The following is a 23,066-nucleotide window of genomic DNA, read 5'->3' on the forward strand; positions in this document are numbered from 1 at the left end:
CGATGATAACCCTTGTGTATTGGCCTTGGCATTGTTTTTGCCGGTTCCTGGCTAAAAGTTGGTAGGACTTTTTCCTTGATTTGTGATCCTCTAGGCTAGGATTTAACTATTAACAGTACTTAGATGGCTCATGAATACATCCAATCGGTTAGCAAAAGAATCTTTATCTATATCCCATCCCCCAATGGAGCATAACCATGGAAAGTCGGCTCATGCTCACGTTCATAGTCAAGAGTCACTGCGGAAAATTGTCAATCGGTTGTCACGGATAGAGGGACATGTTCGCGGTATTAAAACAATGGTGCAGCAAGATACCCCTTGTCCTGATGTTTTATTACAAATTGCGGCGGTGCGGGGCGCTTTGGATAAGGTAGCGAGAATTGTTTTGGATGAACATTTAACTGAGTGTATTGCTAGAGCGGCTCAAGAGGGGAATATGGAGGTGGAAATTCAACAGTTAAAAGCTGCTTTGGATCGGTTTTTGCCTTAGTACTAATTTTATCTCTCCTGGTAACAACAGGCGATCGCTAGTTGGGCGTGTTCCTGTAGGGTATTTTGATCCAAAGTCTGAATGGTATATTGAGGAGTCACCGCTAGTAGTTTCTCGATTCTATTTCTGGCTGCGGCTACTGTTGATTGATCTAGACTACCTTGATTTAACGAATCGGCAAAATCTTCAGCCATCTCATAGGTACGTTCTATGGATAAGGAATTAAGATTACGGGAGACAATAAATAAATCACAGCCAGCATCAAAGGCTTGGGCTACTGTACCGCTGTGGGTAAACATATCTGAAACAGCTTTCATATCCAGGTCGTCGGATACAACTACACCCTCAAAGCCCAATTCGTCCCGGAGTATGCTTTTGAGGATAGCTGGGGAAAGTGTGGCTGGTAATTTGGGGTCTATGTGGGGGAATAAGATATGAGCTGTCATGATTAGGGGAATTTGCTCGGCAATCAGGGCTTTAAATGGTATTAGCTCCCGTTTGTGCAGGTCTTCTAGGGTCAGATTGAGTATGGGTAATTCAATGTGAGAATCTTTACTAGTGTCTCCATGTCCAGGAAAGTGTTTCCCACATCCTAATATTCCCCCTTGTTTAAGTCCTCTGTAGTATTCACATACAGCTTTAGCTGTGGTTTCTGGGGTGTGACCAAAGGCACGAGGTCCGATAATGGGATTTTGAGGATGAGAAAAAATATCTGCTACGGGAGACCAGGATAAGTTTATGCCCAATGATTTCAGTTCTAATGCTGTGGCTTTTGCTACTTCGTAGGAACGCGATCGACACAGTAAGGCATGAGGAAATCTGGTAATTGGTAATGGTGTTCTCACGACCCTTCCTCCTTCGTGGTCTAATGTCATAAACATAGAGTCACGTTGAGCATATTCTCGGATTTGGTGGTTAAGTTGCTCGAAAGTTTCTAGCCATACTTCGTAAGGTTTACCATCCTCAAAGTTTTTAGCAAAAAAAATCACCCCAACTGGGTTTAAGTCACTCAGTATATGTTTATCATCATCACTTAATGTCGTCCCAGAAATACCAACTATTAAATGATTACCAAAGGTTTCTAGCTTTTGAGATGTGACCATAGGAAAAAAAAGAACTATAAAATATACTTAACATTTTAATTTATGTTCAGGAAAATTACATAAATTAAGTCAGATGGAGGAAATCAGGAAAACATTCAATTGTGATGGTGTTAGCACCTTGGGATGTGACTAAGAGCATTCCTGAGAGAAGTTTTTTGAGAACAGATCGCACAACTGCTGCCAAATGTAACGGATTGCAACGTATAATGAGAACGACAAAACCATAAAGAAATATTAAAAGGCAGTAAGTTTAAATGCGAGTCGCGATCGCGGGTGCTGGTCTAGCAGGGCTATCCTGCGCGAAATATCTCACAGACGCAGGTCACACTCCCATTATCTTGGAGCGCCGGGATGTATTGGGTGGTAAAGTGGCCGCGTGGAAAGACGCTGATGGAGACTGGTACGAAACGGGTTTGCACATCTTTTTTGGCGCATATCCCAATATGTTGCAGCTATTTAAAGAACTGGATATTGAAGATCGATTGCAGTGGAAAGAACACACAATGATCTTCAATCAGCCCGATGCACCAGGAACCTACAGCCGCTTTGACTTCCCGGATTTGCCAGCGCCCTTAAATGGTGTGGTGGCGATTCTCAGAAACAACGATATGCTCACATGGCCAGAAAAAATTAAATTTGGCCTAGGACTGATTCCAGCAATGGTTCAGGGGCAAAAATATGTTGAGGAGATGGATAAATACTCTTGGACAGAGTGGCTACGTAAACAGAATATTCCGGAACGGGTGAACACAGAAGTTTTCATTGCTATGTGCAAGTCATTGAACTTCATTGGACCTGATGAAATCTCTGCTACCATTCTGCTGACAGCGCTGAATCGCTTCCTTCAGGAAAAGAACGGCTCTAAAATGGCATTTTTAGACGGTTCACCCACCGAACGATTGTGTCAGCCGATAGTAGATCACATCACTGAGCGTGGTGGGGAAGTGCGGCTAAATGCTCCCCTCAAGGAAATTTTGCTCAACCCTGACGGTACAGTTAAAGGATTCCTACTCAGAGGGTTAAATGGGGCTGAAGATGAAATATTTACAGCTGACTTGTATGTGTCAGCTATGCCCGTTGACCCGTTAAAGGTAATGCTACCAAAACCTTGGCAGGAAATGGAATTTTTCCAAAAGCTAGAAGGTTTAGAAGGCGTACCTGTAATTAATGTCCATTTGTGGTTTGATCGTAAACTGACAGAGATTGATCACTTATTATTCTCGCGATCGCCCCTCCTGAGCGTTTATGCTGATATGAGCAATGCCTGTCGTGAATATGCTAATCCAGATCGTTCAATGTTGGAATTAGTTTTAGCTCCGGCAAAAGATTGGATCACTAAATCAGATGAGGAAATTGTTACCGCCACTCTTGCTGAGTTAGAGAAACTCTTCCCTGACCATTTTGGGCAAGAAAATAACGCTAAATTACTAAAGTATCATGTGGTCAAAACACCGCGCTCAGTTTACAAAGCGACACCAGGTCGCCAACAGTACCGCCCCTCACAACAAACCCCCATCAACAACTTTTATCTAACTGGGGATTACACCATGCAGCGCTACTTAGCCAGTATGGAAGGTGCTGTACTTTCTGGTAAGCTGACAGCGCAAGCAATCTCGGAAGCCCCCCCGGTAGAAAATTCCTCAGACCTGCAAACGCCAACCCGACCGCCCGCAACGAATGCTGCAACTGCCTGATTCCCCACCGCGCATGAAAACGCTGGTCTCTGTAGACGAGTCCTACAAACTTTGTCGGCAACTTATAGCCAAGTATTCCGCGACTTTTTACCTAAGCACTTTGCTCCTGAGCGAAGAAAAACGTCCCGCTATTTGGGCGATTTACGCATGGTGTCGCCGCACAGATGAATTGGTAGATGGGCCTGGATGTGCCATGACTACGCCAGAAACCCTAGATTTATGGGAGCAGCAGCTAGAGTCAATTTTCGCTGGGGAACCAGTGGAAGATTATGATGTAGCTTTGGCTGATACTGTTCGACGCTTTCCCATCGACATTCAGCCCTTCCGGGATATGATTGCTGGTCAGCAGATGGATTTGTATCGCAGTCGCTATGAAACCTTTGAGGATTTATACCTCTACTGTTATCGCGTCGCCGGTACTGTTGGCTTAATGTCAACCTCGATTATGGGACTGGATGAAACCAGAAATTCAGCGCCGTGGAACTGTAAACAACAGCCTTATCTGCCCACTGCTGAAGAAATCGCCTTGGGAATAGCCAAGCAACTCACCAACATCCTCAGAGATGTAGGGGAGGATGCACGACGGGGGAGAATTTATATTCCTCTAGAGGATTTGGCACGATTCAATTACACTGAGGAAGATTTATTCAAAGGTGTAGTTGATGACCGCTGGCGCTCCCTAATGCGGTTTCAAATTAACAGAGCTAGAGAATTTTATACTAAAGCTGAAAGAGGTATTAGTTATCTATCCCCTGATGCTCGTTGGCCTGTATGGGCGGCTCTCATGCATTACAGTCGAATTTTAACCATCATTGAACGTAACGATTACAACGCGTTTACCCAACGCGCCTATGTACCTCAGTGGCAAAAATTACTTTCTTTACCAGGGGCGTGGATGCGATCGCAGGTTCTTTAGTTAACTCAATATTCAGAATAATTCGTAATCTGTAAGTTTTGCAACACCTGCCAGTCTCCTGACTATAAGTCAGGAGATTCTATATTGACCTCCGATACTTCAAACAATTTTATAAATGATAGTTGACTAATTAAAAATACTCTGCTATATTTAAAATCTGTAGCCCATCTGGAGAGATGGCTGAGTGGTCGAAAGCGACAGATTGCTAATCTGTTGTACGGCAGGTAACTCCGTACCGAGGGTTCGAATCCCTCTCTCTCCGTTTTAGCGATACGCCTAGGTTAAAAATTAAGCCTTCTTATAAAGCCTTTTTCAGGCTAATGAAGTACACATCAATTGCCTATTCCCTGTTCCCTGTTCCCTGTTCCCTGTTCCCTGTTCCCTGTTCCCTGTTCCCTGAAACTAAACAACTTTGTACCTCACGAGCATGGGAAATGCTATATTTATAACGAAAATGCCGAAAACCCTTGAGAACAAAGTGATTACTTTTTTCTTAATGTTAGGTATAGTCCTGAAAACTACCTATGTTATACATCAACAAATATTGATGTTCTAGTGACAAGTTTTACTCCCGTGGGTAGATGCTATTATGTATCTGAGTAATTAAACCAGCAGTTCTCCTCTGTCTCTAAGAAGAAGCTAGGTTGAATCTTACTTTTATCGTCTTAAATACCTCAGGGGAAAAAGTAAACTGTGCTAAAAATTAATACTGCCGTAGGCTTGAGTATAGCTACCCTAACAACAGGGTTCCTTTTAGGAGCTTGCGAAAATGCGAATAACACTAATACCACTGGGGAGAGTAGTTCTGGACTAAAAATTGGTACCTTACTACCAAGTACTGGTGACCTAGCATCGGTTGGACAGCAAATGATAGGCTCCATTCCCTTGCTGGTAGAGACCGTTAACGCTTGCGAGGGAGTGAATGGACAACCAGTTACCCTCATAGAAGTGGACGACCAAACTGACCCTAGAGCTGGTGCGGCGGGTATGACCAAATTGGCAACTTTAGACCGGGTAGCTGGGGTAGTTGGTTCCTTTGCTAGTAGCGTTTCTACTGCTGCTGTCTCAGTTGCTGTGCCGAATCAAGTTATGCTGGTTTCTCCTGGTAGTACCAGTCCAGTTTTTACAGAAAAAGCCCAAAAAGGCGAATTTAAAGGCTTTTGGTCGCGTACAGCGCCTCCTGATACCTACCAAGCATTAGCATTAGCTGAACTAGCTAATCAAAAAGGTTTTCGGCGAGTTTCTACAGTTGTGATTAATAACGACTATGGCGTGGGGTTTGAAAAAGCATTTGTAGAGGCTTTTGAGAAATTGGGCGGAACTGTAGTTAATAAAAATAATCCTGTCCGCTACGATCCCAAAGCCCAAACTTTTGATACTGAAGCTGCTGCAGCTTTCGCTGGTAAACCGGATGCAGTCGTAGCGGTTCTCTACGCTGAAACAGGTAGTCTCCTCCTCAAAACTGCTTATCAGCAAGGGTTAACTGATGGGGTGCAAATTTTACTAACTGATGGAGTAAAATCATCTACCTTCCCAAACCAAGTAGGTAAAGGTGGAGATGGGAAATATCTCTTGGCGGGAGCCCTGGGTACAGTACCCGGTTCTGATGGCCAAGCCCTAGCAGCTTTTAATCAACTGTGGCAAGAAAAAAAAGGCGTTTCACCGGGGGAATATGCCCCCCAAGCCTGGGATGCTGCGGCTTTGTTGGTACTGGCCGCCCAAGCCGCCCAGGAAAATACAGGGGTTGGTATTGCTAGTAAAATGCGTGATGTTGCTAATGCACCTGGTATAGAAGTTACTAATGTATGCGAGGGGCTGAAGTTACTTCGAGAGGGTCAAGACATTAACTACCAAGGGGCAAGTGGTAATGTGGATATTGATGCCAATGGCGATGTTGTGGGTGTTTACGATGTTTGGACTGTAGAAGCAGATGGTAAAATTAGGGTGATCGATAAAGTTAGTCCTAATCCTCAATAGTCTCTGCCAAGGAAAGAGCAACGACATAGGGGTAGTCCGCCACAATTATTACCGGGCTACTTCCAGATTTAGCTAATGTTCTTGGAAGCTGGCCTCCAGAGTTTTCACCTGATTTTGTAATTCTACAATTCTTTGCATATGCGATCGCTCTAGAGAATAACTTAACCAAACAAAGCTACAACCAAACACAGTGACGAACCCAGCCAAAATACCAGTTAGTAATGTCACCTGGGAACGAAGATGTTTTACTTCCTGAAGTTGAGACTGAGGTTTTGTTAGAGGATTAACATTTGTGTCTGGATTTGCCAGCACAACTTGTGTTGTGGGTATTTTTGCTGTTTGGGTGCTTTTGAAAGTAATCTTGCTTTGTATCCAGTTAGTAATTAATTGAGGACCATTATTTTGAAACCACCGCCAAGCAAAAATTCTAAATACTGGCTTGGATGTTCTGGAAATGAGTTTGAGAAGTCTATTGAGAGTCTGAGAATGAAACTTATGGTTAATCAGGTTAATTGACCCTACATCATAGAGAGAATCCATTATTAACTTGACTGTAGTCTCTTCCCTTGAAATCAAGTTTTCCAGCAACACAAGAACATCATGCATGAGTTCTTGTTCTTTTTCCTTTTCCTTTATAATATTTTTAGTCTGATTTGATGATTGCCGCTGTTTATTCATATATAATATAAGGGTTATTTTTAGCTGAAAGAATTATTTGTTGTTATGTAAACTGCAATAATTACTGCAAAAATAAAGATTACATCCCCAAATACAAAGTTGCATTATTTAGCAACCAATGCTTTCACTGTTACTGATAATATAATAATTATTATGGCAGAATTTAGTCCATCTCATCAAGATAAGAAACTATATAAAGCCTTTTTCAGGCTAATGAAGTACACATCAATTGTCTATTCCCTGTTCCCTATTCCCTGTTCCCTATTCCCTGAAACTAAACAACTTTGTACCTCACGAGCATGGGAAATGCTATATTTCTGAGTGATACTCACAATGTCGCCGATATCACTATAAGATTTCCCTCATCTATTCACTCTTACTCACAATCAGCAGTTACGTAATAGATTGTAATACCCTCGCTATTACTCAAGAGTTTATTCCTTTGAATATATCCGCTAATAGCAATCAATACAAACAAAAATTAAAAAAAATTTTCTCTTGTACAGCAGTAACCACAAGTGTTAGGACATTTCCCTGCTTGTTGTTCCCCAATCCTTCCCAATCCTTCCCAATCCTTCCTGTTCCCCATTCCCTGTTCCCTGTTCCCTTAAAACCACAATTATGATGTCCTAAGGTGTATGCGTAGTGCTATAGTTGTGTAAGTAATAAAAATCAAGTGCCTTTCCAATCGCCATAGGTAAAAGGCAAGAGTGAGAATCACTTTTGCCTTTTATGTTTGAGATGATTCAGTTAAAAACCGCTGAAATTGTAACCAACTCCTAATAATAAACCGATATCAGTTTGGTCAAAAAATCCGGCATTAGCGGAAGCTGTGGCGGTAAATCGACTATTGAGAGGAAAATCAAGACCAACAGATACTAATAAAGCAGTCTTAGAATTATCACCTGTTTTAAGAGCTGCACCTACTCCAACATAAGGTGCGATCGCTAAGGGCTCGTCAAACGGACCTGGCTGCTGTAAGCTGAAGTCATAGGTAACGGGAAGCAAGATAGTGGTGTTGTTGCCAAATAGAGCAGATGGTCTTACAGATATGGTATTTGTCAATCCCACCTTACCGACAACGGCAACATTGCCATCACCTAAAGATGAGTTGCTACCTTCTAAACCAAGGTTACCAGCAATACCGACATAGTTTCTACCGGCACGGCTAGGTCTACCAAAATCTATATTTGCTTGTGCTATCTGATGATGAGAAGTAAGTGTTGATTGAGAAATCAGGTATGCTGATGAGGTTTCCACCGTCCCCTGTACAGGTGTGAATGTTTCATTAGCAACTTCTACCTCGCAGGGCGTAGCCATAGATATTGCATTCACAGAAGCCTCATGAAACAGTTGAGTATCTACTGTTTCAGCAATAGCAGACACACCACTACTTAACATTGTCAGAGCAGCTACGCTGGGTAGGTAAAACAAACTTTTGCATTTGCCTAGCTTGTAGTAGACAAGGGAAATAATATTCACATTCACTCCTGACAAAATATTGCCGCTATGGACATTGTGTACGATGATTCCACCAAATTTGGCGATATTTAAACTGTAACATCATAAAATCACCATTACATCCTTAAGTAGACAGAAGTCTTGATCAACATACTGTCTACTAGGTAGTAGAGATGAAGTCATAAGAATATTAGTATCAATAATTACTAAATACCCAGAAGTCGCATATTTGATGTAACAAAGCAAAACTAGGGTGTCAAAAATAAATACTATCAGAAGGTTTTTGTAATCATGCGGCTTAATTACGACAACTGAGGATGAAATTTATAAGATGGTAATTAAAATTGATACTATTGTTCCATCCATTGCCTAGCAAAACTTTCAGGAAGTATGAAAACATGGACGTAGTATTTATCTATCTTTAGGAGGAATTAAAGTAGTGTTGATTAATACTAAATAAATAGGTATTCCGATCACCTGACGAAATTTAACTATAAAACGCTCAATTTTTGCCAAAAATTGAGCGTTTTTTTTAATGGGTCTTCCAGCCTTGTTTTTGAGAGCATCCACCATTCTCTCAGAGGTTGTTTGATATGAAATTATTAATTTTGCTTCACTAATACTGAATTATTCTCAATCTTAGCTGAGTAAGTTTTGAGTGGTTCTCTAGCTGGTCCTCTTCGCACTTGACCATTACTGTTATATTCTGCACCATGACAACGACAGGCAAACTTATTACCTTTCCCTTCCCATGTTACTGTGCAACCTGAGTGAGTACAGGTAGGGTCAACAGCGATGAGATTTTCACTGACCGATGTACCAACTACTAAAACATTGAAAGTAGGGGATTTTTGAACTAGCAATTGGCCATCTTTATCCAAATCCGTCACAGTACCCACAGTTTGCCAATCTCTAGATACTTTTTTAGAAGCACAAGCAGCTATAGCTACAGGTAAACTACTAGCGATTGTACTTAAACCTACCCAATTGATAAAATCGCGACGTTTCATAAGTCAATAAAGTTACTTAACAACTCCCAAAACGGGTTTTATTTCAGATGCGGGAATAGTAGGAACCAACAATCCCTGAGCATAGATGTGGGGATTTGTTTGGGAGATAGTCATCAAAGATTGGCGCACCTGAGCATTCACAGCCACGGTCTTCACGTCATACATCTGCATAGCCAACTTGGGGTAAAACCCGATACCGATAATCAGCAACAGAAAACAGGCAGCAATAAATACTTCACGGGGTCTAGCATCACTATATATGGTTTGAGTTGGCAGCAGACAGTCAGTACCAAAACAAGCTGTTCCCTCGTCCTCCTGATTCTCCAAGGTTGCATTATTAACGTCGCAGGAGACTGCAGCACTAGTACCATAAAACACCTTACGCAGCAAATTAAGTAGATAAATTGGTGTGAGGATAACTCCTATGGCAGCCAGGAAAACCGTGACAATACAGAAGGCGGAACTGTAGACATCACTGCTAGTTATACCAACGAATACGGCAAGTTCCCCCACAAAGCCGCTCATACCAGGGAGAGCTAGGGAGGCCATGGCGCTGATGGTAAATAATGCAAATACTTTCGGCATTACCTGACCAATACCGCCCATATCATCCATAATCATTGTACGAGTGCGATCGTAGGTGACACCTGCCAGGAAAAACAGCACGGACGCAATTAAACCGTGGGAAATCATTTGCAACATGGCGCCGTTAATACCCAAATCAGTGAAGGATGCAATACCTAGCAGTACGAATCCCATGTGAGAAATGGACGAATAGGCCAGCCGCCGCTTCATATTAGATTGGGCGAAGGAATTCAACGCACCATAGATAATGTTAACAACCCCCAGAATTGCCAGAACTGGTGCAAAGTAAATATGTGCATCAGCCAAAATTCCCATATTCAGGCGAATTAGCCCGTATCCTCCCATCTTCAGCAGCACACCTGCCAGAATCATTGATACTGGAGATGATGCTTCTCCATGAGCATCAGGTAACCAAGTATGCATGGGGAACACAGCCAACTTGACACCAAAGGCAATTAACAATCCTGCATATAGTAAAAGTTCTAAATTTAGTGGGTAATCTTTCAATCCCAACCGTGCTAAGTCAAAAGTGATATTACCGCCACCATAGAGCGCCATTGCCAATGCTGCTACCAAAATAAATATAGAAGCTGCCGCCGTATATATCAAGAATTTTGTAGCAGCGTAGCGACGCTTTTGTCCACCCCAAATGGAAATCAGCAGGTATACGGGAATTAGCTCCACTTCCCACATAATGAAAAACAGCAGCAGGTCTTTGGCGACAAATACTCCAATCTGGGCCGAGTAGAGCACTAGCATTAGGAAATAGAAAAGACGAGGCCTGCGGTCAACTTGCCAAGCCGAAAAAATTGACAGTGTTGTTACCAGTCCGGCTAGAAGTACAAAGGGAACTGATAAACCATCCACAGCAACCGCCCAACTTAGGCCTAACTGAGGCATCCAGGCATAATTTTCTTCTAGTTGAAATACAGCAGTGCTGGCATCATAATGCTGCCAAAAGGCGTAGCACATCAAGATTAAATCGGCAACTCCCACTCCTAGCGCATACCATCGTATCCACTTACCGTCTTTATCGGGAAGCACAGGGATCGCCAGAGCAGCAATGCATGGTAACAAGACAATCACACTCAGCCAGGGAAATTCATCTGTCATCGGATATCTAATGAATAATACTTAGTTTAATTATCATCTCATACTATTAAACTTTTTAATAATATCTTAATAACTATGGGTGGCATAATAAAATTACTATCCTTACTTACAGCCAGGACTAACCCCCAAACCATAGGATGGTTTATGCAAAGATTCCCTGGAAATAGTCATTTAGTACGTATTTACACTAATCTAACTGTAACATCACTTGATACTAATCGATAGTGTTGAAAGTGAAATGATGGTAATGTGAAATAGGCGATCTGCTTTAGCAGCAGCGCTTGCGCTATCGCTGATCTGGCAAGGAATCATCCTTTCAAATATAGTAGAGTTCTATAAAAATTGTTAGCTAAGAAAATTCTCAAAAGCTTAAATGCTGAATAGGCGATCGCTTCTCGGTGACTTTCACTTGAGCCTGTAGGGTGCATTAGGTATAGAATTACCTTAAATTTCAGCCGGTAATTCTCTGAATATTTATGGTAAAATTATCAAAAAAGCTTTAACCGGTTCAAAATTTTCTAACTCATAAATAAAAATGTCGTTCGGTGTCAAATTATGCGATATACACTACTATCAAAGATTACAATAAATATTTTTTTATTAATCACTATTATTAACACATATTTCTTCCTGAGAATTAAACCGGCAAATGCTGCACAGAATGTTATTTTGCGTTATGGTATTTTAGAAGAATCAATATCGGTTGAAGACTTGCAAACAATTGCCGAAACAGGAATAGTACCTCGGCAATATCAAGTTTATACGAATAAATTTCCCCCTGAAGAGCGGCAAAAATTTTTAGAAGTACTACGTAAGAAAGTTCCCGTAAATTTTGTGAACTTAAGTAGATTATTATATACTCCGGTTGGTAGTAGTATCCTCCAAGACTTCTCTAAACTCACATTCCGCAAAGATGAGGCGGGAATGCAAGCCCTGAGAACTGCGCTGGTACATGGTTCTAAAACTTCAGAAGGACTTTCTGTTATTAGCTTTATCCAAAATTACCCCAGTCAAAACCTTGTGATTAATGTGGCGGAAGTACCTGGGGTTTTTAGTAACTTTAACCTGTCCTATCAGCAAAGTAACCGGTTTATACAAGCCATTACTCCCCAACTGGCTGCAAAGCCTGCAGAATTGAATTTACCCTTTGATCCTGGGGAAGCAGGAACTGGGAAAGTACAGGTGATCAACTTACCAAGATTAAAAGATGAACAACGCCAACGTCTTGTTCCTGTTGACATTTATTGGTCAGATGCTGCCGTAATTACTAAACCTGTAATCATTTTATCACATGGTTATTCCTCTGATCGCACAGATATGCGCTACATAGCAGAACATTTAGCATCTCATGGATATGTAGTAGCAGCGCTAGAACATATTGGTAGTAATCAAGATTACCGAATAGATCCAATGCAGGGGGGTCTTGCATTGCTGATGAAACCCCAGGAATTTTTGGAGCGCCCTAAAGATATCAGTTTTATTTTAGACCAGTTGGCACAGTGGAACCAACAAGACAAACACCAGCTACAAGGTAAGTTAACAACCAATAACGCTATGGTGATCGGTCATTCTTTTGGGGGTGGGACAGCGATGTCTATTGCTGGGGGAGAATTACAAGTAGATTCTTTAAGAGAACGCTGTGCTCAATTCCTAGATACTACTGTTAATTTCGGGGAGGGTTTGCAGTGTGTTGCCAAAACTCTACCACAAGAGCGCTACATATTACGAGACCCTCGCATTAAACAGGCGATCGCTCTTAACCCCACAACTTCCCTCATGTTCGGTGAAACTGGGTTAGAAAATATGGAAATTCCCATCCTAATTTTAGCATCATCAGCCGATCAAGTAACCCCGGCGTTAACCGAACAAATCATTGGTTTTAGCAAAATCCCTGCACCAAAATGGCTAATTGGAATTGTGGGAGCAACTCACGGTAGTATCAAAGATCCCATTTCTACTGCACAGAGGGAGGAGAAGGGGGGTGTTGAGGTCGTTGGTGCCCAAGCTGCTGAAATTCATAGGTATATGAAAGTTATTACTTTAGCATTTGCGGCACAAATGACTCCTCAAAGGGAGCAATATAAAATCTTCCTCACCCCAGAGTACGCCCAATATGCATCTACCCAAGGATTTCCCATTCGTTTAGTGACTGAGATTCCGGCTGATGTGATGGAAGAATTGAAACTCCGCCGCTAGGGGCGGAGTGTACACACAAACAAGCTTTTTGGTACAATGAATATTAACTATCTAACCACTTGCAGACGTTGAGTGACGATGGTAGTCCCATTAGATCTGACAATCACTGCTGACACCCAACGATGACCAGGAATAACTGGGGCGCGTCCGATTTTAAAAAGTCCCCCAGATTTGAGTCTTTCCAAATTTACAGATGTGGGATTGAGATATTTACTGACGTGGACTGGTTCTTCTATTGCTGTTCCCAGTAGAAACTCATCGCCGAGTGGTTCTTGGACGATGGCATCGAAATGATACTTCTGTCCTACTTTTACTTGATCTGGTAAATTGATATCAATTTGGGGTGGCTGCTCGCCAGAAGTAAGTAGGCTACGTTCTGATAAGATTTTTTGCTCGACTATTTTTGTGCCCTGAATCCGTTGACGGGATGTAATGGTGGTATTGAGAGCGAAATTACTGCTGTTGGTAGATGGTGAACCAACTATATTAGTTACCGTTTCGGCGACGATGGTATTGCCTTCAACTTGCCAAGATTGCAACTTTGTACTGTATCGCAAACTTGGATAACGTTTCCAGAATGCGATTAAGGATTTTTCTAGGGATTGGTAATTTAAACCATCTGTATTGCTGAAATTGGGACTGTAAAATTGCATGACTTCTTTGATGTTACCACGGGTAGCTGCTGCATCCATTTGTGCTAACAGATTGCTCAATTCAGTGGCTGTACCGCTGGAAATGATGGGAGATAAGCTGTTGGCTATTTGCCATTGGCGTAGCCTGTCTTTTAAGGACATCTCACCGCTTTGGACAACAGTAGACACAGGTTGTAATGGTTGTATTGTCCTAGCTTGAGCCGGTTGCCAATTACTAGTTATATTCATTAGTATTAGTGATATAAAGAACCCAATAGTATGAGGAAATTTCTGTTGGTGTTTCAGTAAGAAGGCAGTAATGTTAGTCATTTGATAAGAGTTTGCTGATTTAAGTAGAGAAGGTCAGGAAATTGTTTTATCTTTAGATATGCTAGGCGCTAAACGTTAGATTGTTCATGGCAAACGCACCGATAAAATTATTAATAGCTGCTAGTGGGACTGGTGGACACTTGTTTCCAGCGATCGCACTGGCTGAGAAATTACCAGATTATGAGATTGAATGGCTGGGTGTCTCCAATCGTTTAGAAACTCAACTTGTGCCCACACAGTATCTATTGAATACTATTGCAGTTGAGGGGTTTCAGCAAGGATTTGGATTGTCTACACTCCGGATCATAGCCGGTATGGTGGCGGCGATTTTGAAGGTCAGACGCATCCTCACAGAAGGGAATTTTCAAGGTGTTTTCACGACTGGGGGTTATATAGCGGCTCCTAGCGTCATTGCGGCGCGTTCCCTGGGGTTACCTGTAGTTTTCCATGAATCTAATGCCTTACCTGGTAAAGTTAGCCGGTTTTTTGGCCCCTGGTGTAGTGCGGTGGCCTTAGGGTTTGCGGTCGCTAGTCAGTATTTACCTCGCTGCAAAAATGTTTATGTGGGTACTCCCGTGCGCTCTCAATTCCTGGAACCAGGACTAGATAAATTGCTGGATTTACCTATTCCTGATGGTGTGCCTTTAATTGTAGTCTTTGGTGGGAGTCAGGGGGCGGTGGCGGTGAATCAGTTAGTGCGCCAGTCGGCTCCGTCCTGGTTTGATGCTGGTGCTTATGTGGTACATTTAACAGGGAATCAAGATCCCCAGGCGGATAGTCTCCAGCATTCGCAATATATCTCATTACCCTTTTACGACAACATGGCGGCTTTGTTAAAACGAGCCGATTTAGCCATTAGTCGCGCTGGTGCGGGCAGTTTAACAGAATTAGCAGTATGTGGAACGCCAGCGATATTAATTCCTTACCCCTTTGCTGCCGAAGACCATCAAGCATACAATGCAGAGGTATTTACTCAAGCTGGCGCGGCTTTAAGTTTTCGGCAATCGGAGTTAACAACACAGACATTACAAACTCAAGTTTTACATTTATTGCGATCGCCCCATGAATTAGCCACAATGGCAGAAAATGCCAAAGCGGTCGCAGTTCCTGATAGTGCTGACAAGTTAGCTTCTTTAGTCCGTGAAATACTTCATATGTGATTTTGTTTTATGACTGAACACAGGTGTTCACCTAAAGAAAGATACCCCAACAGTTAAAGTTTGCCAGAATTGAAATTATAGTAGCTGTTCTGGAGGTAGCCCGATGGCCAATAGTAGTGTGAGGATTGTTTCTTTGATTCCTGGTGGAACGGAAATTTTGGACGCACTAGGCCTGACTAATCACATTGTCGGGCGATCGCATGAATGCGACTACCCTCCGGAAATCAAAAATCGCCCGGTTTGTACTCAAGCACGCTGGAATTACCATCGGCAAAGTCGTAAGATTCATGAAGATATCAACGAATTGTTAAAATCCGCCTTAAGTATATATGAAATCAAAACCGATATTTTAGAGAAATTACAACCCACCCACATTATTACTCAAGACCAGTGTGATTTATGTGGAGTCACCCTTGCAGATGTGGAAAAAGCCGTTGCTAGTCTTTTCCACACGTCACCTCAAATTATTTCCTTAAAACCGCATCTTCTTGAGGATGTTTGGCAAGATATTGAGCGAGTAAGTGATATCTTTGGTGTAGACTCAGTTCATGTCTTGGAAAATTTAGAAGCTCGTGTCACGATTTGTCAGCGAAGACTCCAGGGGCTTTCCTCAACAGAGTTACCCACAGTAGCCTGTATTGAGTGGACAGATCCTTTAATAATTGCTGCGAATTGGATTCCCGAATTGGTGAACTTAGCAGGAGGTCAGTCACAATTTAGCTTCACAGGTCAGCCTTCTAGTTCTATATCCTGGGAAGCACTGTTAAAAAGCAATCCAGACATCATCATTTTCATCCCCTGTGGCTTTGATTTAAATCGGACTCGTCAAGCCGCCCAGTTATTCATTCAACGTCCAGACTGGGAAAAACTTCACGCCGCCCAGAGTGGTAGAGTTTATGTTGCTGATGGCAATGCTTTCTTCAATCGTCCCGGACCAAGACTTGCAGATTCTTTAGAGATTTTAGCAGAAATTTTACACCCAGAAATTTTTGATTATGGCTATAAAGGAACCGCCTGGGATACGCTCTAAACGCAGCATCCGGAAGCGGTTAAATGGGTTAAGCCCAGCCGCCAAAAACAGCTAAACCGTAATATTTCCAAGGTACTGCTACTGTTTTAAATCCAGATTGAGTGAGCATTTGCAAATGTGTCTCCAAAGTAGCGAGTTGGTCTTGGCTAGAATATCCTTGCTGAGTACTACTACCAAGCCTAGCCCGTACCTCGGTTAAAGTATTTCCCTGTTGTGCTGCCCATTTTTCTCGTGCCGCCTGATAAACTTGTGACAGCACAGGTGATTCTGGTAATATTGGGTCTGCATTGCCAAAATAACCCCCTGGGCGAAGACTCCCGGCAATGCGTTGAAATAACTTCAGCTTCATCTGATCATGGAGATGATGAATTGCCAAAGATGAGACACAGGCATCAAATTCGCTACTTATATCGAACTTTTCGGGATGATTGGCCCATTCACCAAAGTCTGCTTGTATGCCAGTCCACCGTTCTTGATATCCAGCATTGGTGATTTTCTCCCTAGCAAATTGTAACATGCGGGGTGAGTAATCTAAGGCTGTGATTTCCGCATTGGGACAGCAGTGGAAGATTTTCAGGGTTAGTTCCCCTGTACCGCAGCCTAGTTCTAAAATCCGACGAGTTGTAGTTGGAAAACACTCGGTAATTACCCCCAACATCTCATCATAGCGGGGTAAGAGTTGGCGAATACCGTTGTCAAAATCGGCAGTGTTAGCGAATACCTCTCCTGGAAATATTTGTGACATAAGAATCTCAAACTATTATTATTCATATTGACCCAAAATACCTTAAAACAGGATGCTGTTGATTGGAGTGGGAATCTTGCTGTGGATTTTGATAAAATGGGTAATAACTCCTAGCTTTTATGTTGCAGCTAATAATAATTGTATTTGTTGTGATTTTCGGTTCAGGGCTTTGTTCTGCTACGGAAACGGCGTTGTTTTCTGTTTCTCCCCTGAGAGTCAGACAATTAGCGCAGTCCAACCATCCGGCTGCCCTTGCACTGTTGGCAATTCGGGAAAATATGAATCGACCGATTGCCACAATTGTGATCATGAACAATATTTTTAACATTGTTGGCAGTATTCTGACAGGTAGTATTGCTAGTCAAGTCCTGGGAGATACTTGGTTGGGAATATTTTCGGCAATACTTACTTTTTTGATTATCATGTTTGGAGAAATCATTCCCAAGACAATTGGAGAGCGCTATTGTGAACAAATCGCTATGGTGACGGCTTTACCTGTGACGGGACTGTCTTTAGTGTTCACACCCCTGGTTTGGATTATAGAAAACGTCACTGCACCCTTTTTTAAAACCAAAAAGCGACCAACCACAAATGAGGCCGAAATCAAGTTGCTAGCGAATATTGGTCAACAAGAGGGGATTATTGAAAGCGATGAAGCAGAAATGATTCAACGGGTATTTAGATTAAATGATGTCACAGCAGCAGACTTGATGACACCCCGGATTATGTTAACTTACATCCGCGGAAATCTCACTCTTGAAGCAGCAAAAAAAGATATTATTGCTTCTCAACATACCCGTATTATTGTAGTTGATGAGTCGATTGACCAGGTAATTGGATTTGCTTTAAAGCATAATTTACTCACAGCTATGGTTGAAGGTAATAACCAGGAAAAAATTGCTAATTTAGCGCGAAAAGTTAACTTTGTTCCCGAAATAATTCGAGCTGATAAACTGATGAAGAATTTCATCGCAGCGCGGGAACATCTGGCTGTAGTGGTTGATGAATATGGAGATGTGGCTGGTGTGGTAACATTGGAAGATGTACTAGAAGTGATCACCGGTGAAATTGTCGATGAGACTGATAGAACAGTTGATTTACAAGAAATTGCCCGCAAGAAGCGGGAAAAAATGTTGCAGTCTATGAATGTTAGTCATCCCAGCTAAGTTTTATAATCTGCTCTAACACAGCCTAGTAAATACTATTCGTCAATTTGACCAAGGCGACGGATATTTAAAATGTCGCTCATTTTCTTAATTTGAGTAAATACTTGCTCTAGTTGCAAGCGATCGCGTATATCTATTCCTAAATCAATCAAAGCGGGTTGATCAATAGAAGTTTTCACCTGTGCATGACGCACATTAATTCCCTGGTCACTCAACCGGGATAAAATATCCTTGAGGACTCCCACACGGTCAAGGGCTTCGATTTGCACATTTACCGGGTAAGTCTGGGGACGAGTGATATGTTCAACAGCACAGTTCCAACTGACGGGTACTAAGCGCTCAAACTCCACACTTTCGAGATTACTACACCCTTGACGATGAATAGAAATTCCTCTACCCCGTGTGACCACACCAATAATTGCTTCACCGGGAAGGGGGGTACAACAACCAGCTAGATGATATACCAATCCCTCTACGCCAATAATGGGTGAATCACAGGGACGGGTATTCAGGGGAGGGGTATCGCGGACAATTTTTGATGTTGTTGGTATTTCTTTACCGGGAAATAAAGAAACAACGTTACCCGGTTGTTGTTCTTTAGCTACTTCTCGCCAGCGATTGAGAACTAAGTTGAGGGTAATTTCACCGTAACCCAAACCTGCTAGTAAATCTTCGACGCTGTGATAATTACACTTTTCGGCCACAGTTTGCATGGCTTGTGATTTGAGCAAGTTATCAAAACCTGTTTTACCTAGTTCCTTTTCCAATAATTCCCGTCCCCGATCCAGATTTTCATCGCGGCGCGATCGCTTGTACCATTGTTTAATGCGATACTTTGCTGCAGAAGTTCTGGCAAAATTCAGCCAATCCAAACTAGGATGGCTGTTCTTCTGGGTAATAATTTCTACAATAGCGCCATTTTGCAAAGGAGTTGACAAAGGTACCATGCGGCCATTTACCCTGGCTCCGGCACAGTGGTTACCGACTTCGGTGTGAATATGATAAGCAAAATCTATACAGGTTGCACCAGGACTTAAGGATATAACATCCCCCTTAGGGGTGAAGACATAGACATCATCTCCAAATAAATTATCTTTGACGCTATCAAGATATTCTTGAGCGTCTTTGAGGTCACTTTGCCATTCCAGCAGATGTCTTAACCAAGTGAACTTTTCATCAGCGCTGGTGAGTTGGCTAGTAGAACCACCTGTTTCCTTGTACTTCCAATGGGCTGCAATCCCATATTCAGCCACATGATGCATTTCCACAGTGCGAATTTGGATTTCCAAAGGGCGGCCAGTCAGCCCAATTACTCCAGTATGCAACGACTGGTAATGGTTAGGCTTGGGCAAGCCGATGTAATCTTTAAATCGAGAGGGAATAGGGCGAAAAGCATCATGAACAACTGCCAAAGCGCGATAACATTCCTCATTAGTCTGGACAATAATCCGCAGGGCGGCCAAATCATAAATTTCATGAAATTCTTTTTGCTGCCTTTGCATTTTTTGATAAATGCTATAAAGGTGCTTAGGACGACCACTGATATCCTGACATTTAATACCCGCTTGCTGCAAACGCTCCCGCAGTATCTCTGTAGCTTTAGCCAATTTTTCTTCCCGGGCCGTCCGTTTTTCGGAAACATAATCCTGCATTTGCCGAAAGGCTTCCGGTTCCAGGTATTTGAAGGATAAATCTTCAAGTTCCCACTTGATGTGCCACATCCCCAGGCGATTTGCTAAGGGGGCAAAAATATCTCTGGTTTCTTGGGCGGTGCGCAGACGACTAGACTCTGACATATATTGTAAAGTTCGCATATTATGCAAACGGTCTGCCAGTTTCACCACAATTACCCGAATATCCTTAGCCATAGCTACAAACATCCGCCGGAAGTTTTCCGCTTGGCTTTCGGTTTTGCTGTTGAAATTTATTTTAGAAAGCTTGGTGACACCTTCTACTAATTGGCGTACTTCTGCTCCAAAGTGTTTTTCTATGTCTTCACTTGTGACATCTGTATCCTCCACTACATCATGAAGAAATCCAGCTGCTATCATGGCAGCACTGCCACCTAAATCTCGCAGTAATCCGGCTACGGCCACGGGATGACTAATATATAGTTCTCCCGATTTGCGGTATTGACCCTCATGGAGTTGATAGGCAAATTCAAAGGCCTTACCAATTAAAACTTCATCACTATACTTTTGGTGTTCTTCTGGTTCACCCCTATATGCTGATGACTCTCGTAAACATTTGTCAAGCCATTCCGGAAGGGCGAGTTCAGTTGTGGAAGTTACAAGTGTGCTGCTCATACAATTAGGGATTAAATGTGATCAGTAGATAAGTGACAGATGAAGATTATGGGTAGCAGGATGAACGGAAAATCCTATCTGCTACAGTTAAGAAGAAAAATGAGGATAATTTTCTAGTTGCCTGTGGTAATTATCCATACAGGAATGATAAATCTATATTATGGCAAAACCTCAAAGCATGAGTTGAGGCACTGCGGTTTGTCATCAGAAGTTGAGAAAGTTTATTTTAAAAGATAATTTATTGAAACTAATACTATCTTAACTAGCACTGAATGTCTCTAAATCTTGAGAAATATCAGACACTCGCAACTTTACTCGAGCAAATACGCTCTGATACCTGTGTCACCCCTGTCAATGCACCTGAACTGCAAAAGGGTGTGGCTTTGTTGCAGCGTGTGTTTCGCCAGGAGATTATACCTTTACCTGATGGGGGTTACCGGGTACAGTCATATCAGACTGAGATCAGTAAGCAGTTGCGCTTGTTGGAAATTGATGTCTTGTTCCTCCAGGGAGCACGGCAAGCATCCACGACTAATGAGAGACTCAAGTTGATTCGCGATCGCTTGCAGACTCTCATGCAATACTGTGAGGCTATTGTGCAACCACCACCAGAGGCGCAAACATAACAATTCTTTACCTTTTGCTCTACTCCTGACATGATCTCATATTTGTGGGACAATTGACAGTTATTTTTGTAACCATTTCCCCAAACAGGAATTTCCGAGGTCAAAGGTATAGCCGTGAGTGTCAAAAACATGATCTTAACAGAAATTACATGAGTGAAGCTTTATTGACCATTGAAAATCTCCGTGTGGCTTATCCTCAAAGTAATGAGGAGGTAGTAAATTGGGCGGTTGATGATGTATCTTTCACCTTACAACCAGGGGAAAGAATGGGTTTGGTGGGTGAGTCGGGGTGTGGTAAATCGACTCTGGGAAGGGCTGCAATGGGGTTGTTACCCCCGGATAGTACCATTCAGGGGCGGGTAAGGTTTCAGGGTAAATCAGTGTTTGATTTAATGCGTGAGGAGTTGCGTAAATTTCGGGGTGAGTCTTTGGCTTTGATTTTTCAAGATCCCATGACACGCCTTGACCCATTGATGACCATTGGTGACCATTGCATGGAAACCCTACAAGCCCATTTACCAAAATTATCACCTAGGGAAGCCAAAGCACGAGCGATCGCCACTTTAGAAAAAGTGAACATCCCTGCAAGCCGTTGGTATCAGTACCCTCATGAGTTTAGCGGTGGGATGCGTCAACGGGTAGCCATTGCTTTGGCTTTACTGCTCAATCCCAAGTTGATTATCGCTGATGAACCCACCACTAGTTTAGATGTCACCGTCTCGGCGCAAATTTTACAAGAATTAAGCCGTCTATGCAGTGAAGAAAATATGGCCTTGTTGCTAATTTCTCACGATTTGGCTATAGTGGGGGAGTATTGCCATCGCCTGGGTGTGATGTATCAAGGGAAGATGGTAGAAATGGGGGCGACGGAAACTGTATTGAGACAACCCCAACATGAATACACGCGATCGCTATTACAAGCAGCTTTACATATTCAAAGTGTAGATGCACAAACTATGCCTTCTGTACCAGCAAGTGGGGAAGCTTCACCATCACCAATCTTGCAGATTACACAACTAAAGCAGCACTACACTATAGAACCGAATTTTATCCAAAGATTATTGAATAAACCAGGGGAAACAATTAAAGCCGTAGATGGGGTTAACTTAGAACTCTATCCCGGGGAGATTTTCGGTTTAGTTGGGGAATCAGGTTGTGGCAAAAGTACACTGTCCAGGACAATATTACAGCTGATTCGTCCCACTGCGGGGAAAGTGGAATTTTTGGGACAGGATTTAACGAGTTTATCGCCCCAGGAAATCCGGGTTTCACGGCGACAAATGCAGATGATTTTTCAAGACCCCCATGCTTGTCTTAATCCTGTAATGACAGTGGGACAAAGTATAGCTGACCCCTTATTTATCCATCAGCTAGCTGATGCACAAAAAGCAAAATCAGAAGTTTTATGGATGCTGGAAAGGGTGGGATTAACACCTGCAGAACTTTATTATCAACGTTATCCATCAGATTTATCCGGGGGACAACAGCAACGAGTCGCCATTGCTAGGGCTTTAATTACCCGTCCCCAACTGTTAATCTGTGATGAACCTGTGAGTATGTTAGATGCTAGTGTACAGTCCCAAGTGCTGGATTTGATGTTAGAATTAAAGGCAGAATTTCAATTAACTTATTTGTTTATTACTCATGATTTGTGGTTAGCGCGGTTTTTGTGCGATCGCATTGCCGTTATGCATAATGGTAAAATTGTAGAAATGGGTAGTACAAAGGAAATATTTACCAATCCTCAACATCCCTACACTCAAACCTTACTAGCATCCGCTCCCTTATTAGCTCGTTCTTAGGTCTACCAGAAACCGCGCACAGTGCCCCTGGTTTCTAACTATGGGG

18 protein-coding genes and 1 tRNA gene are annotated in these 23,066 nt (G+C 42.4%); 11 read left to right on the forward strand and 8 right to left on the reverse strand.

What is annotated here, in order from left to right; translation table 11 throughout:
• Positions 1-130: 130 nt before the first annotated feature.
• Positions 131-490, forward strand: a complete 360-nt coding sequence (locus tag PN447_RS04905; RefSeq protein WP_271761276.1) for a metal-sensitive transcriptional regulator — start codon at positions 131-133, stop codon at positions 488-490.
• A gap of 8 nt (positions 491-498) precedes the next feature.
• Here PN447_RS04905 and nagZ read toward each other — a convergent pair whose 3' ends face one another.
• A complete protein-coding gene (gene nagZ / locus PN447_RS04910; RefSeq protein ID WP_271761278.1) occupies positions 499-1,593 on the reverse strand; it encodes a beta-N-acetylhexosaminidase in 1,095 nt (364 codons plus the stop codon).
• Between the two features lie 254 nt (positions 1,594-1,847).
• Here nagZ and pds point away from each other — a divergent pair, with 254 nt between their 5' ends.
• From pds to PN447_RS04930, 4 genes are all read left to right on the forward strand, one after another.
• Positions 1,848-3,287, forward strand: coding sequence for a 15-cis-phytoene desaturase (gene pds / locus PN447_RS04915; protein ID WP_271761279.1), 1,440 nt, complete (start codon positions 1,848-1,850; stop codon positions 3,285-3,287).
• Positions 3,271-4,203, forward strand: a complete 933-nt coding sequence (gene crtB, locus PN447_RS04920) for a 15-cis-phytoene synthase CrtB (RefSeq protein ID WP_271761280.1) — start codon at positions 3,271-3,273, stop codon at positions 4,201-4,203. The genes pds and crtB overlap by 17 nt, the downstream gene beginning before the upstream one ends.
• 170 nt (positions 4,204-4,373) lie before the next feature.
• Positions 4,374-4,465 (forward strand) — tRNA-Ser (locus tag PN447_RS04925).
• A 431-nt stretch (positions 4,466-4,896) separates the two neighbouring features.
• Positions 4,897-6,180: an ABC transporter substrate-binding protein gene (locus PN447_RS04930; protein ID WP_271761281.1), complete on the forward strand. Its 1,284-nt coding sequence runs from the start codon at positions 4,897-4,899 to the stop codon at positions 6,178-6,180.
• A gap of 72 nt (positions 6,181-6,252) precedes the next feature.
• Here PN447_RS04930 and PN447_RS04935 read toward each other — a convergent pair whose 3' ends face one another.
• The 4 genes from PN447_RS04935 to PN447_RS04950 form a co-directional block, all read right to left on the reverse strand.
• Entirely contained in the window at positions 6,253-6,858 is a 606-nt protein-coding gene (locus PN447_RS04935) for a hypothetical protein (RefSeq protein WP_271761282.1), read from the reverse strand.
• Positions 6,859-7,608: 750 nt separating this feature from the next.
• Positions 7,609-8,340, reverse strand: a complete 732-nt coding sequence (locus PN447_RS04940; protein WP_271761284.1) for a hypothetical protein — start codon at positions 8,338-8,340, stop codon at positions 7,609-7,611.
• Positions 8,341-8,921: 581 nt separating this feature from the next.
• Entirely contained in the window at positions 8,922-9,329 is a 408-nt protein-coding gene (locus PN447_RS04945; protein ID WP_271761286.1) for a QcrA and Rieske domain-containing protein, read from the reverse strand.
• Positions 9,330-9,341: 12 nt separating this feature from the next.
• The gene (locus PN447_RS04950) at positions 9,342-11,027 is read right to left on the reverse strand and encodes an NAD(P)H-quinone oxidoreductase subunit 4 (RefSeq protein ID WP_271761287.1); all 1,686 of its coding nucleotides are present in this window, start codon (positions 11,025-11,027) and stop codon (positions 9,342-9,344) included.
• A gap of 555 nt (positions 11,028-11,582) precedes the next feature.
• Here PN447_RS04950 and PN447_RS04955 point away from each other — a divergent pair.
• Positions 11,583-13,223 carry an alpha/beta hydrolase gene (locus tag PN447_RS04955; RefSeq protein ID WP_271761289.1) on the forward strand — a complete coding sequence of 547 codons (1,641 nt, stop codon included), beginning with the start codon at positions 11,583-11,585 and terminating at the stop codon, positions 13,221-13,223.
• A 47-nt stretch (positions 13,224-13,270) separates the two neighbouring features.
• Here the strand turns inward: PN447_RS04955 and PN447_RS04960 are convergent, their stop codons facing one another.
• Positions 13,271-14,185, reverse strand: a complete 915-nt coding sequence (locus PN447_RS04960) for a nuclear transport factor 2 family protein (protein WP_271761291.1) — start codon at positions 14,183-14,185, stop codon at positions 13,271-13,273.
• 86 nt (positions 14,186-14,271) lie between these two features.
• On the opposite strand from PN447_RS04960, the gene murG reads away from it, so the two are divergent.
• The gene (murG, locus tag PN447_RS04965) at positions 14,272-15,345 is read left to right on the forward strand and encodes an undecaprenyldiphospho-muramoylpentapeptide beta-N-acetylglucosaminyltransferase (protein ID WP_271761293.1); all 1,074 of its coding nucleotides are present in this window, start codon (positions 14,272-14,274) and stop codon (positions 15,343-15,345) included.
• Positions 15,346-15,448: 103 nt separating this feature from the next.
• Positions 15,449-16,375, forward strand: coding sequence for a cobalamin-binding protein (locus PN447_RS04970; RefSeq protein WP_271761295.1), 927 nt, complete (start codon positions 15,449-15,451; stop codon positions 16,373-16,375).
• Between the two features lie 28 nt (positions 16,376-16,403).
• Here the strand turns inward: PN447_RS04970 and PN447_RS04975 are convergent, their stop codons facing one another.
• Positions 16,404-17,120, reverse strand: a complete 717-nt coding sequence (locus tag PN447_RS04975; RefSeq protein ID WP_271761297.1) for a class I SAM-dependent methyltransferase — start codon at positions 17,118-17,120, stop codon at positions 16,404-16,406.
• Between the two features lie 119 nt (positions 17,121-17,239).
• Between PN447_RS04975 and PN447_RS04980 the strand changes: the two genes are divergently transcribed.
• Positions 17,240-18,286 carry a hemolysin family protein gene (locus tag PN447_RS04980; RefSeq protein WP_271761299.1) on the forward strand — a complete coding sequence of 349 codons (1,047 nt, stop codon included), beginning with the start codon at positions 17,240-17,242 and terminating at the stop codon, positions 18,284-18,286.
• A 35-nt stretch (positions 18,287-18,321) separates the two neighbouring features.
• On the opposite strand, the gene PN447_RS04985 is transcribed toward PN447_RS04980, so the two are convergent.
• Positions 18,322-20,592: a RelA/SpoT family protein gene (locus PN447_RS04985; protein WP_271761301.1), complete on the reverse strand. Its 2,271-nt coding sequence runs from the start codon at positions 20,590-20,592 to the stop codon at positions 18,322-18,324.
• Positions 20,593-20,864: 272 nt separating this feature from the next.
• Between PN447_RS04985 and patD the strand changes: the two genes are divergently transcribed.
• Positions 20,865-21,218 (forward strand): heterocyst frequency control protein PatD, encoded by a 354-nt coding sequence (patD, locus tag PN447_RS04990; protein ID WP_271761303.1) that lies wholly within the window; start codon positions 20,865-20,867, stop codon positions 21,216-21,218.
• Between the two features lie 149 nt (positions 21,219-21,367).
• The gene (locus PN447_RS04995; RefSeq protein WP_271761305.1) at positions 21,368-23,020 is read left to right on the forward strand and encodes a dipeptide ABC transporter ATP-binding protein; all 1,653 of its coding nucleotides are present in this window, start codon (positions 21,368-21,370) and stop codon (positions 23,018-23,020) included.
• Positions 23,021-23,066 lie beyond the last annotated feature (46 nt).

This window comes from Anabaena sp. CS-542/02, from assembly GCF_028331085.1.
GTDB classification, from domain to species: Bacteria; Cyanobacteriota; Cyanobacteriia; order Cyanobacteriales; family Nostocaceae; genus Anabaenopsis; species Anabaenopsis arnoldii.